The following is a 12,787-nucleotide window of genomic DNA, read 5'->3' on the forward strand; positions in this document are numbered from 1 at the left end:
AACTATTTCCCGCCTATACTCGTAAAGAAATCAAAATAGACGGAGGTGTTGGCATGGGAGTGGTGTTAGACGTTAAGAATTGCAGTGTCGATATCCAAAAAGAAAAAATCTTGCAGGATATAAGTTTTCATGTGAAAAGAAATGAAATTATGGCTTTGGTTGGTCATAATGGCGCAGGAAAATCAACACTGATGAAAACGATGATCGGTTCGCGAGAAAAAAATGGAGGAACATTATCCATTGCTGGGCATGACCAGGACAAGCATTACAAAGGGTACAAAAGGCATTTTACATACATACCCGAAGAACCTCTTTTGTTCAACGAATTAACGGTCTATCACCACTTTAAACTTTATCAAAAGAGTTATGGTGTTCCTGAAGACGTTTTTGCGAGCCGTATACAAACCTATACCGAAGGATTTGAATTGAAGGAAAAGTTGGATGAATATCCGGAAGCGCTATCTAAAGGAATGAGGCAAAAAGTTCAAACGATTTGTGCGCTGATCCCTGATGTGCCCGTATTATTCATAGATGAGCCTTTCATGGGTCTCGATGTGTATGCCGGACGCTTTCTTGAGGAAGAGTTAGTAAGGAAGAAAACTGAAGGGGCGAGTATTGTATTGACTACCCACCAACTGGATAAGGTGTCTGAACTTGCCGACCGCTATGTCATGCTTGTAGAAGGGAAGGTTTCTTCTTCAGGAGACGTGTCGGAATTTCACGAGTTGAAAAGAAGGTCGACATGATGGAACCAAGGACGACATATTCCGTTTATAAGTGGCTGAGAAAGAAAAGGTGGAAGAAAAAGATCGATCTTTATCAACAAACATACAATATGGTTGTTGATCCCGTTATGGTCTTTTATAGTGGACTGTTCATCATTTTTTGTTTATTCATCGGTTATGACTGGCTGCAACAGTTACTCACTGTCCTGGATGGAAGGGGAGGAATCATAGCTCCTTACGCTTTGTTTCTACCTTTGCTGGCAGTCATTAGTGCGGCGATTACCTCCTTTACAGACCCTGGCATTCGTTTTACTTCCTCAGAATTTCAGCTTAGTTTTTTGCCTCACTCAAGGAAGACACTCGTCAACTATCTGTTTTTAGAAAAGTACATCCTTCAAATTCTGATTATCATCGTCGTCCCCCTTCCGTTTGCATTTGTTTTAATGTCATGGGAGTCTGCTGTTCTTTGGGTATCGCTTCTTTTTCTTAGTTATCCTTTATCTTTATGGTTACAATGGAAATTATTTTCGCTGCCTTCCATATACAAAATGAGTGTGATCTTATTCAGCGCCATCTTTTCCATTTTATTTTTCTTTGACTATCCTGTCCTGCTCCTCTACCTAGGCATATCTGTGCTTTTTTTATTGCTTTTCATGCGCAAGGAGGATTTGGATTGGGGGAGAATCATCGATATCAATGATGCGCGTGTTTGGAATATGTGGTTGGTCGGCTATTTCACCGAAGTGAAGATCAAACCACCAAAAAGGTTTGGGATCACCAAGTCGATTTGGAAAAAGAAGAGAGGCCGTCATTATTCTGTGCAGCATCTCTATGGAAGGATATGGACCGGGTATCTTCAAAGATCGGCCGATGTAATCTGGAAAACGATCCCCACGGTTTGTTTAATTATACTTGTCATTCCCATGAGGGTTGATTGGATGTTAATGTTTACGCTACCCATTGCTATTGTTGTTTATCATGAAGTAGCAGGAGGGCTTTTTTCAGATGTGGAGAATGTATTCCACTCCATGCCGTTTGAGGAGGAAAGCTGTAAAACCAGCTATATAAACTGGGCTTATATTGGTTTTTTTCCTGTTGTCATTTGCTTTTTCAGTATTCAAATGATTCTTGGTGAATCGTTTGTTGCTATCGGGATGCAGTTGATCGCAATCATCTTGTTCGTTTATGTAGATCTTGCACAAGTGATCAACGAACGTATGATGATGGTCCAAAAGGAAAACTTCTATCGTGAAGAGTGGAGAAGAGTGGCGGGTTTGATTTTACTCGGAGCTGGAGTGTACCATCCTTTATTTTTGCTCGGGGTACCCCTGGTCGTTTTCAAGCCAGGACGGTCGATACGGAAAGAGTTGATCTCATAAAAAAGACCCTCTGGTTCATTACAGAGGATCAATCCAAGCGATTATGCTCGGCGAAAGCGATAAAAGATTTCTCATCTTCAATTAAACCGCACGCTCCGCATTGGACTCTTACTTGCGGTCCTTTGTAGGCCATATGAAAAGGGTCCATGTTTTCTGATGAGTACCCCTCATCTGGTTCACCTGTTCTTGGATTCATTTTTACAGCTTTTGCTTCCTGTTCGATTACATTAAAACGGGAGCGGTTGGTCTTGCAATTGGGACATAGATATGGCTGCATGTTTGTCCACCTCCATTCTTACCTTCTCCATGTTTTAAAAAAATATGAACAGGACTGTGAAAATCAGGGAATGCCCTAATATCCGTTCTGTGCTTTAGAAGGTATCATGAAGCTAAGATTACGTGTGATCGAGGTGGAATCAGATGAAGGAGACAACAAAACTTCAAGCGGATGAACTCATCCATATGTATGAAAAGATGTTACATGATTTATCTTATGATCTTCATGAAAGGTATAGTCACCTTTTGACAGGGCTGCTCCATCAAATGGACCAGGAAAGTGGGGGGGCGAAATTCGCTCTTTTGTTGACACATATTATTGATGATATGAGAAGTAAATCCAATGAGACCACCCCCTTATCTCTTGCGCAAAGAGGGGTCATTCCTGCCGTGAAGCAATTTAGTAAGGAAATAGAAAATCGGTTTGGAGTAACCGTGCGGCTTTTGACTGAAAACGGCTCCTTTTCAATAGATCAAAGAATTCTATTCCGGTTGATTCAACAAACCATCCTCTTGATCATTGAGCATGCGGATACTGATGCAATCGACATTCATTTGGAAGAGGAGTCGGCAACGTTCCAATTCCTTTCCCCACATGAACAGGTCAATGTCGATGAGGAGGGTTTTCTACGTCTTATACAGAAAAGGACAGGTATGGAATTAAAAATTGAACAGAGGTCAGGGCTGTGGTTTTGGATCTATTTTAAGAAGAGGGGGAATGATGATGACTTCCATTGTGATTGTCGATGACCACGCCGTTGTCCGATCTGGATTACGGATGCTCCTAGATGCGGTCGATGGTTTTGTCGTCGCAGGTGAAGCCTCAGAAGGTGATGAAGCTTTTGCTCAAGTAGAGGAAAAGCGGCCGAACGTTGTCTTGATGGATTTGTCAATGCCACACGGGAAAGATGGGTTATCGGCAACATCAGAAATAAAGAAGCATTTCCCTGATACGCACATCCTTATTTTGACGATGCATGACGATGAAGAGTATTTGTTTCGGGCTATTGAACTTGGTGCATCCGGATGTATTTTGAAAAATGCTCCTCATGAAGAGCTGTTGAAAGCGATCCGTCAAGTATCAGAAGGAGACGCTTACCTTTATCCATCAGCGACGAGACGGTTAATGGACGATTATATGAAGAAACTGAAAAACGGTAAAACGTCAGATACCTATCGTTTGCTGACGGATAGGGAACGAGAAGTGTTGGCTTTGGTTGCCAAAGGATATGCGAATAAGGATATCGCTGAAAAACTGGTCATAAGTGTGAAAACGGTCGAAGCTCATAAGGCGCATGTAATGGAAAAATTGCAGCTTAAAACCCGGCCTGAATTGGTGGAGTATGCATGGAAGAAAGGGTTGCTTGGATATTCGCTGTAAAGGGGCTGAAGGAGTGAGACGATCATTAGAAGAACTTTGTGCAAAAGTCGCTGCAGAGACAGAGGCTTCCTTAGTTGCTATTGCAGAGTTTCATTCCCCCTCCAAGGGGGTCAGGTGGACGTATGCCGACCACCCGTTGAATGAACGGTATAAACGAATGAGTGTCATTTACGGAAGAGGGGTAGCTGGAAGGGTTTTGCAAACAGGGACGTCTTTCAGGTGTGAAAATGTTGAAAATTTACCGTTGCCGCTCCGAGAGTATCCTATTGTATTATCTGAAAAAATACGAGCTTTTATAGCAATTCCAATCGCTAATCCATCACTATTCGGCGCCGTGCTTTTTATCGGATACCGTGCGTCTCACGCTTTGCCAGACAAGGATCTTTGTGACGGATTGTCACTTTATTTCCAAACTTATTTTCAAGAAAGGGAGGCGGTGGAATGAAAAAGGAAACACTTTCACCTATTCTTCCCGCCCGTAGGGAAGGGTTTCTGATAGTAAGAGAAGACGGCGTTGTAACGTGCTTGAATGATCGGGCTGAAGAATTATTTCAAAGAAGTCGGGAGGAAGCGGTGCTGGAAGATTTGTTTCTTCACCTGTCCCTCGACGATCTACATAACTGTGAAAAAGGCGTCCTTCTAGAGCATTATATTACTCCGCAGGGGGAAAACCCCTCTCCGGTTTTCTTAGTTGTTCACGATTCAATTGCTTCAGGTATTCGCTACTTTTATATTACGATTCAAAATCTTGCAGAAAGAAGCACCCTTGACCGCGAAAGTTATGAACCATTCAAGGAACTTCTTGATATTAAGTATGCGTTAGATGAATCTTCCATTGTCGCTTTAACGGACAAAAGGGGAAGGATAAGGTACGTTAATAAAAAATTTTCAGAGATATCGAAGTACGACGTGGAAGAATTGATTGGGCAAGATCACCGTATTTTAAACTCCGGATACCACTCCAAAGATTTTTTTAAGGGGTTGTGGCGTACCATTGGTACCGGCCATGTATGGAAAGGAGAAATTCGGAACAGAGCAAAGGATGGATCTTTTTATTGGGTTGATACAACGATTGTTCCTTTTTTAGATGAAAAAGGAAAGCCCTATCAATATTTGGCTATAAGAAATGAAATCACAGAACGGAAGCGCGTGGAACAAGAGCTCCAACAAATGATGACAAAAATTATTGATGTACAGGAAAATGAGCGGAAGCATGTATCAAGAGAGCTGCATGATGGAATCGGCCAGGAATTGTATAGCCTGCTTATAACCGTTCAAAGGCTGGAGAAAGAATATACGCACACGCACCCATTAATTGACCAGATGACCACAGACATCAGCCGCCTAATTCAAAGTGTAAGGGATATGTCTTGGTCGCTCCGGCCATCCACTCTTGATGAACTCGGTTTAATGCCTGCCGTACGCTCATTTATCAATCGATTGGAAAATTCATATAGATTGAATGTGAGATTTCAATCATACGTCCGTTGTCGCTTGTCCCCTAATGTTGAAACAAGCATATACCGAATTATTCAGGAAGCGCTGACTAATGTAAGGAAATATGCGGGGGTGGATGAGGCCGAGGTCCTGATAAAAGAAGTAGAGAGTGTTATTTTTATTGAGATCTCCGATGAAGGGAACGGGTTCTCGGTTAGTCACAACCATAAAGGTGTCGGATTGTTCAGCATGGAAGAAAGGGCCCGTGCCGTCGGTGGGTCACTCTCCATCTCATCAGCCGAAAACAAAGGAACTACAATTAAAGTGAACATACCTTTAGAAGTCTGAGAATGAATCAGGCTTCTTTTTTTATGTAAGGTTTTAAAATTACTGGTCATTTAGAAAAGTTATTAAACTAAATGGCAGAATTGTTGAAGGCTCAGTTTCGAGACTTTTATTGAGTGAATGGGGACTACGGGGAATAGCTCGCTTTCCGCGGGAGCGCGATAAACCTCCTCAGGCTGACGCCTTGCGGGGTCTCACCTAGCACTCTTTTCCTCTTTGTTATCCGGTTCCGGCGCCTAGCGGCTAGTGAGACTTCCCTCGCTTCTGTACGATAAGTCAACAACGAATCACTCCGTTCTTCGTTTTTCCTTTATCACCGTCAGCTCAGTACAGTCCATACGCCGCTGATCAAGGCGCCTGCACACTTAAATAAATTAGGAGTCTCGCCATTCCCCTCCGCCCCTTTGCTATATCAGTGTCTCGAAACCACTTCCAGAATAAACAGCTATTCCGTTTGATTGGAGTATAAGATTAAAACTCCCATGCCTAGGTATTTGAACTCTGATAGCTCGATACAGAGCGTTTTACGCTTCTAACAATCGGGATAGCGGAAGACAATCCAGCTTGGTAAAGGGGATCGTTTCTCACATCTACCCTTAAGGTTCTGGTTGGTTTAGCGATTTTATAAAGAAAAAAGAATAGGGGATTTCGCTTTTTAAGATGAGGGGATTCCCCAATATTTAATTTCAACTGTGCTCGATACAATAAAAGCAGATCAAAGGAAGCAAATGGGAGGGGCGGGATGGTTATGAAAAAACAGGAGGATCAAACGAACCTGAAGGGAACACTTGTGAGTGTTCTGGGTGTAGGAACCATCATTATATTCATGTGGGTAAGCGTCTACTTTTTATATATCCAGAGGTTATAGGAGGGGAAGGGCATGCATTTACACAAATACGAAAAAATATGGCTGATCTTCGGTATTATGGCACTCATTATCTTTTTATCTGTCGTTGGCGTCAGTGCCTTCCATCAGGGACATACACCATCGGGAGGGCATATGAAAATTGATCCTGATAAGGTTTCTGAAACGGCCCCTTTCGACCAGCCAGGCGTGTATGAAAAAGAGGATGGCACCTATGAAGTGGTCATGGTAGGCAAAGCTTTCGGGTACGACCCTGGAGCGGTTCAAGTGCCTGCTGGAAAAGAGATCCTATTTACAGTTACAAGTTCAGATGTCGTTCACAGTTTTTCTGTTGTCGGGACAAACGTGAACATGATGGTCGTGCCGGGTGAGATTAACCATAAAAAGCATACGTTCCAAGAACCTGGTACGTATCTGGTCATTTGTAATGAGTATTGTGGATCCGGCCACCATTTTATGAGTACAGAAATCGAGGTGGTTGAACAATGATAGTCGGACAAATAGCAAAAGGCGAACGGAAACTGGCCCTCGCAAACCTAGGTTTTGCCTATGCCGCTTTCTTGATAGGGACTCTTTGTGGTCTGCTTCAGGTCTTCATCAGGAATGACGCTCTTACGTTACCAGGTTGGCTGGATTATTACCAAGTGTTAACAGCTCATGGGTTATTGCTAGCGATCGTCTTTACGACATTTTTCATTTTTGCCTTTTTCCAGGCGGGGATGAGTCGGACGCTTGGATCATTCGGACGTAAAGTACTTTTATGGAATTGGATTGGCTTTATTGTAACTTCCTTAGGGACTCTTTTGGTTGTCACCATGGTTATTGGAGGCCAGGCCTCTGTTCTTTATACCTTTTATGCTCCTTTACAAGCTCACGGCCTTTTCTATGTCGGACTCGCCTTATTTGTCATCGGTACATGGATTCAGGGTTTTGCTTTAATTGGCCATTATAGGGTTTGGAGGAAACAGCACAAAGGAGAATTCAGTCCTTTATTCGCTTTCATGACAGTCGCTACTCTTATCATGTGGATCATCGCCTGTCTAGGGGTTGTAGCTGCTGTGCTGTTTCAGTTTATCCCTTGGGCATTCGGATGGGTGGAAGGGATTAATGTTGAATTGAGTCGCTCATTGTTCTGGTATTTCGGTCATCCACTCGTATATTTCTGGTTACTTCCTGCCTATATGGCGTGGTATGTGATTGTACCAAAAATTCTTGGTACAAAAGTCTTTAGTGATTCTCTAGCGCGTCTATCGTTCGTTCTGTTTATTCTTTTCTCGATTCCTGTCGGTTTTCACCATCAGTTGACAGAGCCGGGGATTGCAAGTTTCTGGAAGTTTCTACAAACAGTTTTGACGTTTATGGTTATTATTCCATCTCTCATGACAGCTTTCTCCATGTTTGCCACGTTTGAGTTGCGAGGCAGAGAACTTGGTGGAAAAGGTTTGTTTGGATGGTTCCGCAAGTTACCATGGAAGGATGTTCGATTTACTTCTATCTTTATCGCCATGGCTTTCTTCATTCCTGGCGGAGCAGGTGGAATTATCAATGCAAGTTTTCAAATGAATGAAGTGATCCACAACACACTATGGGTCGTGGGCCACTTTCATATCACGGTCGGCACACCTGTAGCTATGACCTTCTTCGGCCTGACGTTCTGGTTGATCCCTTACTTGAGCGGACGACGTCTTACGAAGGCCTTACAAAAGCTCGCTTTTATTCAAATCATTTCATGGTCGGTGGGGATGCTTCTCATGAGCACGGCCCAACATGTACTGGGATTGATGGGGGCGCCAAGACGAACCGCTTATACAGGATATGCGCATGATGATGCACTGGCGTGGTTTGATGGAGTTTTATCCAATCATGTGACGATGGCTGTCGGAGGGGCTATCCTCTTTCTGTCGGCCTCCTTACTGATATACATTGTGATTCAATTATGGTGGATAGCGCCTAAGGCTGATGTTCACCAAGCAGAAACGTTTCCGATCGCATCAAGTGATGTATCTGCCACACCTGGATTTTTGGAAAATTGGAAACTGTGGGTTGGAATCGCCTTTGTACTCATCGCTATCGCTTACACGATTCCTTTGGCGGATCTTATCCAACATGCACCACCTGGTTCGGGAAGGTTCCAGACCTGGTAGGAGAGAGGAGGGAATACCGTGTCATTCGCATTTGCATTTACAGTCGCATGCATTCCGCTTTTTATTATTGTCAGTACCATTCTTGTAGATCTACAAACAGAGGAATAAAAAAGAACGTCGTGACTAATCACGGCGTTCTTTTCATTTCCCAGGAAATATCAATTTACGAGGCTGCTGGATGGGTGTCTTCTTTAATGTATCTTGCCTGAATCAGTCGTTTTCTGACGATAATGCCAATCCAGCTGGCAAGAAATGCTTTTATAAGTCCCACAGCGATGAAAGGATAGACACCAGCGGCCAGGGCCTGGTTCCAAGTCATATCAAGGACAAACTTTAACTGAATGGTTCCACATATCAATGTAATGATCATACCTGTCACATTTGCAACGATAGCCATGGGCAAGTTAAAGGCCGTCTTCTCTAAAATGTAACCGGTGATGAATGCTGTTAAAATGAAGCCGAATATGTAGCCTCCGGTTGGTCCTAACAAAACTTGGGCTCCGCCACTGAATCCTGCGAAAACAGGAAGTCCAACAGCCCCTAAAGCCGCGTACCCAACCATTGCAACAGCTCCTTGTCTGCTTCCTAGAATAGTAGCTGTGAGGCCGACGGCTAAGGTTTGTCCACTGATTGGAACTATGGGAAGCGGGATTTCAATTTGCGCCATAATGGCTGTCAGTGCGGCAAACAATGCTCCGTTTACAATGAATCTCAATCGTTTACTTTGTGATGACATGACTTCTGCTCCTTTGTTAACCATTTATAATTATAAGTTAACATAAAAGAGAGGAGTTGCGTTAGAGTTTCACTCTGTTTTTCCTTATATAGGAAATATGGTGGAAGCATAGGTATTGAGCTTCATTTTTTCTAACCAATCATTGATATAAAAGGTGCAAATGTGTCAGAGTTTTTAAACTATCTATAAGGTGGTACAAAAAAGATTTGATATAAGGTAGAATAGGGTAATGTAAAATTAACGGAGGTTTTACAATGTTTACAAACAATAAATATATCAACAAAAAAACTGGTTTGAAACTACTAGTCTACCTTTTGGTTATCGGACTTTTCTGGTTGAAAATGAATTATATACAGACAAGCATCTTTTCACTGAATGTGGAAAATTCCAATGAGGCAAGCATTCTGGCATTTAATCCACTGAGCAGTATTTTTCTCATATTCGGATTGGGGATTTTGCTGGCTGGACGTCGGGGAATGTTCGTTTCCTATATCTTAGGCTCCATTCTTTTATACGTAAATGTTCTCTTTTATAGAGAATATAATGATTTTATTACAATCCCGATGTTAAACCAGGTGGCGAACCTCGCAGACTTAGGAGGCAGTATCACAACGATTATGAGTCCTGTTGATGCCTTGCTGTTTGTAGATGTTCTCATTGCTGCTTTTCTATTATTCTACTTGAAGCCTTCACGGTTCCAGGCATTCAAGCCTAAGCGCTGGGAAGGAATCGTTCTTGCTATTGTTGCTATTCCTTTGTTCATGATTAACTTACAGTGGGCAGAACAGGAGCGTACGGATCTTTTAGAGCGTACATTCGATCGTAATATGCTCGTGAAGTATATCGGTGTCATCAATTATCACGTCTATGATGTAGTGTTGCAGGGAAAAACCGAGATGAAAAAAACGTTGGCGGACAGTAACGAACTTGTACCAGTCATCAACTATTTGAACGAAAATAAAACAGAAGATAGCGACCGTTTAGAAGGTGTCGCCGAAGGTAAAAACGTCATTATGCTTTCTCTTGAAAGTACACAGACATTTGTTGTCGACAATACATTGCATGGCGAAGAATTAACTCCTTATTTCAACGACTTGAAAGAAGAAGGCATCTACTTTGATAATTTCTATCACCAAGTGAAACAGGGGCGGACGTCAGACTCTGAGTTTCTGCTTGCGAACTCCATGTATCCATTGAACCGTGGGGCTGTTTTCTTCACTCATTCATCGAATGAATATGAAGGACTTCCAGGTTTACTTGGAGAGAATGGTTATTTTACCAACTCCATGCACGCGAATGATAAAACATTCTGGAACCGTAATGTGATGTATGATTCTCTTGGCTATGACGAATATTTCTCCAAAGAAGATTACACGGTCACTCCGGAAAAATCTCATGGCTGGGGTTACTTGGATGAATATTTCTTTGAGGATTCATTGAACATGATGAAAGAGATGGAAAAACCTTTCTACTCAAAGATGATTACGTTGACGAACCACTATCCATTCACACTACCTGAAGAGCAAAAGTTCATTGAAGAAGGGGAGACGGGCAGTGGGACGTTGAACCGTTACTTCCAAACGATCCGTTATCAGGATGAAGCGTTGAAGAAATTCGTTGAAGACTTCAAGAATTCAGAGCTTTATGATGATACGATTCTCGTCATCTATGGTGATCACTTCGGTATTTCTGAAAACCACCAAAAAGCGATGGGCGAGTATTTAGATAAAGAAATTAACGATTATGAGCAGTTCCAGTTGCAGCGTGTTCCAATGTTGATTTACGGAAAAGGAATTGACGCGGAGAAAAACCATACAGTTGGTGGTCAAGTCGACCTTCGTCCAACACTGACAAATTTGTTAGGTATTCAAGATGATAATCCAATCCAATTCGGCCACGATCTGCTTGATGAAAATCGTCGCCAATTGATGGTTACTCGTGATGGTAACTTTGCAAGCGAACAACATGTGGGTATTCAAGGAACCTGCTACGATCGTGAGACTGGGGAAGAGCTGGAAGCTGATCTTTGTAATGAAGGATTTGAGAAGGCTCAAGAGGAATTAGAGATGTCTGATTCAATTATCTATGGAGACTTGCTGCGCTACCTTGATGAAACCGAGATGGTCCAAAGCGAGAGTACTGAACCGAATCAAAATAAACAAGAAAAATAATAAAAAAACCTCTCTTCTTTTAAAGGAGAGAGGTTTTTTTATGTGACAACACCTAGATGTTTTTTGTGGAAGAGAACCTCAAAAAAGGCAAAGCTGATCTAGTCCAGTTTACTTTTTTTATTCTTAGAGAAAACCGTGTAGAGAATGTAAATGACAATGGAGATGACCACGGCTAATTTTCCCGTTCTGTAGCCGATATCGCCCGATATAAAGTCATAAATGAAAAAACCAATTAAAATCAGTCCGGCGATGATGAAGATTAGTACCTTCCATTTTGAGCTCATCTTTTCCCTCCTATCTCTTTATTCTGTACCCCTCCGTGTGTTTGTTAATCCATTTTATGGTAAATGCGGCAGGGGGACGATGAAAAAACAAAGTTTGGAGGACTAACGTTCATGGGGATGGATCTGGACACAAGCATAGAAAAAGAGCAGGAACCTTATAGACTCCTGCTCTTTTTCTATGCTCAGTATTAAAAGATATCCATCCAGACTTTGATTGTTGTTCCTAAGATTAATAAGGCTAGAACGGTCTGCAGAATCTTTGTATTCACTTTCTTTCCTGCCATGGCGCCTAGTGGTGCGGCGATCAAGCTTGCCACAACCATGATTGCAGCTGGGAAGTATTCGACCTGGCCTGTCGTCACTTTTCCGACTGTCGCTCCGATGGATGAAATCAATGTAATAGCAAGAGAAGATGCAATCGTCATCCGTGTAGGGATCTTAAGCACAACAAGCATGATTGGTACTAATAAGAAAGCTCCGGCAGCACCGACAATGCCTGCTCCTACTCCTACGATCAATGCTAAAATAGCAGCCAGAGGTTTGTTGAAGGTGACCTCATCCAAGGGCTTGTCATCAATACCTTTTTTCGGTACAAACATCATAACGGTCGCAATTAAAGCAAGAACACCGTAAACAATGTTAATGCCGTCTTCAGCCATAAACCTTGATCCATAACCACCTATGAAGCTCCCAATCAAAATACTGACACCCATATATATAATAAGCGTTTTGTTCAGGAAACCGCCTTTACGGTAGGCCCATACACCACCGATTGTTGCGAAAAAGACCTGCACGGCACTGATGCCGGAAACTTCATGGGCGGTGAAAGCGGTAAAGCCTACAAGTGGTGGGATGTAAAGCAGCATCGGGTATTTGATGATGGATCCGCCAATTCCGAGCATTCCAGATATATAAGAACCTATGAAGCCGATAAGAAAGATCGTGATGATTAATCCGAATTCCATAGTCTGTCTACCTCCTATAAAAAAGGGAACCGTTACAGGCTCCCTTTATTCCATAATGGGGCAATCAGGTGATCCCTGA

14 protein-coding genes are annotated in these 12,787 nt (G+C 42.5%); 10 read left to right on the forward strand and 4 right to left on the reverse strand.

The genetic code is table 11. From position 1 onward, the window contains the following. The first annotated feature begins 53 nt into the window (after window positions 1–53). Together HFA01_RS07505 and HFA01_RS07510 are read left to right on the forward strand one after the other, a co-directional pair. The gene (locus tag HFA01_RS07505; RefSeq protein ID WP_146814797.1) at window positions 54–746 is read left to right on the forward strand and encodes an ABC transporter ATP-binding protein; all 693 of its coding nucleotides are present in this window, start codon (window positions 54–56) and stop codon (window positions 744–746) included. Further along, entirely contained in the window at window positions 746–2,104 is a 1,359-nt protein-coding gene (locus tag HFA01_RS07510; RefSeq protein ID WP_146814800.1) for a hypothetical protein, read from the forward strand. The genes HFA01_RS07505 and HFA01_RS07510 overlap by 1 nt, the downstream gene beginning before the upstream one ends. Window positions 2,105–2,132: 28 nt before the next feature. Here the strand turns inward: HFA01_RS07510 and HFA01_RS07515 are convergent, their stop codons facing one another. Next, complete coding sequence (locus tag HFA01_RS07515; RefSeq protein WP_146814802.1) at window positions 2,133–2,381, reverse strand: DNA alkylation repair protein; 249 nt, start codon at window positions 2,379–2,381, stop codon at window positions 2,133–2,135. Between the two features lie 143 nt (window positions 2,382–2,524). Here HFA01_RS07515 and HFA01_RS07520 point away from each other — a divergent pair, with 143 nt between their 5' ends. From HFA01_RS07520 to HFA01_RS07550, 7 genes are all read left to right on the forward strand, one after another. Further along, complete coding sequence (locus HFA01_RS07520; RefSeq protein WP_146814804.1) at window positions 2,525–3,130, forward strand: hypothetical protein; 606 nt, start codon at window positions 2,525–2,527, stop codon at window positions 3,128–3,130. Further along, entirely contained in the window at window positions 3,105–3,761 is a 657-nt protein-coding gene (locus HFA01_RS07525) for a response regulator (protein ID WP_146814806.1), read from the forward strand. Before HFA01_RS07520 ends, HFA01_RS07525 begins: the two co-directional genes overlap by 26 nt. 13 nt (window positions 3,762–3,774) lie before the next feature. Then, the gene (locus HFA01_RS07530; RefSeq protein ID WP_146814808.1) at window positions 3,775–4,206 is read left to right on the forward strand and encodes a GAF domain-containing protein; all 432 of its coding nucleotides are present in this window, start codon (window positions 3,775–3,777) and stop codon (window positions 4,204–4,206) included. After that, window positions 4,203–5,546 carry a sensor histidine kinase gene (locus HFA01_RS07535; protein ID WP_146814810.1) on the forward strand — a complete coding sequence of 448 codons (1,344 nt, stop codon included), beginning with the start codon at window positions 4,203–4,205 and terminating at the stop codon, window positions 5,544–5,546. Before HFA01_RS07530 ends, HFA01_RS07535 begins: the two co-directional genes overlap by 4 nt. A 739-nt stretch (window positions 5,547–6,285) precedes the next feature. Next, complete coding sequence (locus tag HFA01_RS07540) at window positions 6,286–6,411, forward strand: cytochrome C oxidase subunit II (protein WP_146814812.1); 126 nt, start codon at window positions 6,286–6,288, stop codon at window positions 6,409–6,411. 12 nt (window positions 6,412–6,423) lie between these two features. Continuing rightward, a complete protein-coding gene (locus tag HFA01_RS07545; protein WP_146814814.1) occupies window positions 6,424–6,897 on the forward strand; it encodes a cytochrome c oxidase subunit II in 474 nt (157 codons plus the stop codon). Next, window positions 6,894–8,552, forward strand: a complete 1,659-nt coding sequence (locus HFA01_RS07550; RefSeq protein WP_146814816.1) for a b(o/a)3-type cytochrome-c oxidase subunit 1 — start codon at window positions 6,894–6,896, stop codon at window positions 8,550–8,552. The genes HFA01_RS07545 and HFA01_RS07550 overlap by 4 nt, the downstream gene beginning before the upstream one ends. A 163-nt stretch (window positions 8,553–8,715) precedes the next feature. Here the strand turns inward: HFA01_RS07550 and HFA01_RS07555 are convergent, their stop codons facing one another. Next, window positions 8,716–9,288, reverse strand: a complete 573-nt coding sequence (locus HFA01_RS07555; protein WP_146814818.1) for a biotin transporter BioY — start codon at window positions 9,286–9,288, stop codon at window positions 8,716–8,718. Between the two features lie 254 nt (window positions 9,289–9,542). Here HFA01_RS07555 and HFA01_RS07560 point away from each other — a divergent pair, with 254 nt between their 5' ends. Continuing rightward, complete coding sequence (locus tag HFA01_RS07560) at window positions 9,543–11,459, forward strand: LTA synthase family protein (RefSeq protein WP_146814820.1); 1,917 nt, start codon at window positions 9,543–9,545, stop codon at window positions 11,457–11,459. Window positions 11,460–11,557: 98 nt separating this feature from the next. Here the strand turns inward: HFA01_RS07560 and HFA01_RS07565 are convergent, their stop codons facing one another. Together HFA01_RS07565 and HFA01_RS07570 are read right to left on the reverse strand one after the other, a co-directional pair. Next, on the reverse strand, window positions 11,558–11,743 hold the full coding sequence (locus HFA01_RS07565; RefSeq protein ID WP_146814822.1) for a hypothetical protein: 186 nt from the start codon (window positions 11,741–11,743) through the stop codon (window positions 11,558–11,560). Between the two features lie 188 nt (window positions 11,744–11,931). Further along, complete coding sequence (locus HFA01_RS07570) at window positions 11,932–12,708, reverse strand: sulfite exporter TauE/SafE family protein (protein ID WP_146814824.1); 777 nt, start codon at window positions 12,706–12,708, stop codon at window positions 11,932–11,934. Window positions 12,709–12,787 lie beyond the last annotated feature (79 nt).

The organism is Halobacillus faecis, from assembly GCF_007991335.1.
In the GTDB taxonomy this organism is placed as follows: domain Bacteria; phylum Bacillota; class Bacilli; order Bacillales; family Halobacillaceae; genus Halobacillus; species Halobacillus faecis.

What these genes read in the sequence shown, in the direction of transcription:
- HFA01_RS07505 (WP_146814797.1), top strand. Translation starts at nt 54, where the DNA reads ATGGGAGTGGTGTTAGACGTTAAGAATTGCAGTGTCGATATCCAAAAA.
- HFA01_RS07510 (WP_146814800.1), top strand. Translation starts at nt 746, where the DNA reads ATGGAACCAAGGACGACATATTCCGTTTATAAGTGGCTGAGAAAGAAA.
- HFA01_RS07515 (WP_146814802.1), bottom strand. Translation starts at nt 2,381, where the DNA reads ATGCAGCCATATCTATGTCCCAATTGCAAGACCAACCGCTCCCGTTTT.
- HFA01_RS07520 (WP_146814804.1), top strand. Translation starts at nt 2,525, where the DNA reads ATGAAGGAGACAACAAAACTTCAAGCGGATGAACTCATCCATATGTAT.
- HFA01_RS07525 (WP_146814806.1), top strand. Translation starts at nt 3,105, where the DNA reads ATGACTTCCATTGTGATTGTCGATGACCACGCCGTTGTCCGATCTGGA.
- HFA01_RS07535 (WP_146814810.1), top strand. Translation starts at nt 4,203, where the DNA reads ATGAAAAAGGAAACACTTTCACCTATTCTTCCCGCCCGTAGGGAAGGG.
- HFA01_RS07540 (WP_146814812.1), top strand. Translation starts at nt 6,286, where the DNA reads ATGGTTATGAAAAAACAGGAGGATCAAACGAACCTGAAGGGAACACTT.
- HFA01_RS07545 (WP_146814814.1), top strand. Translation starts at nt 6,424, where the DNA reads ATGCATTTACACAAATACGAAAAAATATGGCTGATCTTCGGTATTATG.
- HFA01_RS07550 (WP_146814816.1), top strand. Translation starts at nt 6,894, where the DNA reads ATGATAGTCGGACAAATAGCAAAAGGCGAACGGAAACTGGCCCTCGCA.
- HFA01_RS07555 (WP_146814818.1), bottom strand. Translation starts at nt 9,288, where the DNA reads ATGTCATCACAAAGTAAACGATTGAGATTCATTGTAAACGGAGCATTG.
- HFA01_RS07560 (WP_146814820.1), top strand. Translation starts at nt 9,543, where the DNA reads ATGTTTACAAACAATAAATATATCAACAAAAAAACTGGTTTGAAACTA.
- HFA01_RS07565 (WP_146814822.1), bottom strand. Translation starts at nt 11,743, where the DNA reads ATGAGCTCAAAATGGAAGGTACTAATCTTCATCATCGCCGGACTGATT.
- HFA01_RS07570 (WP_146814824.1), bottom strand. Translation starts at nt 12,708, where the DNA reads ATGGAATTCGGATTAATCATCACGATCTTTCTTATCGGCTTCATAGGT.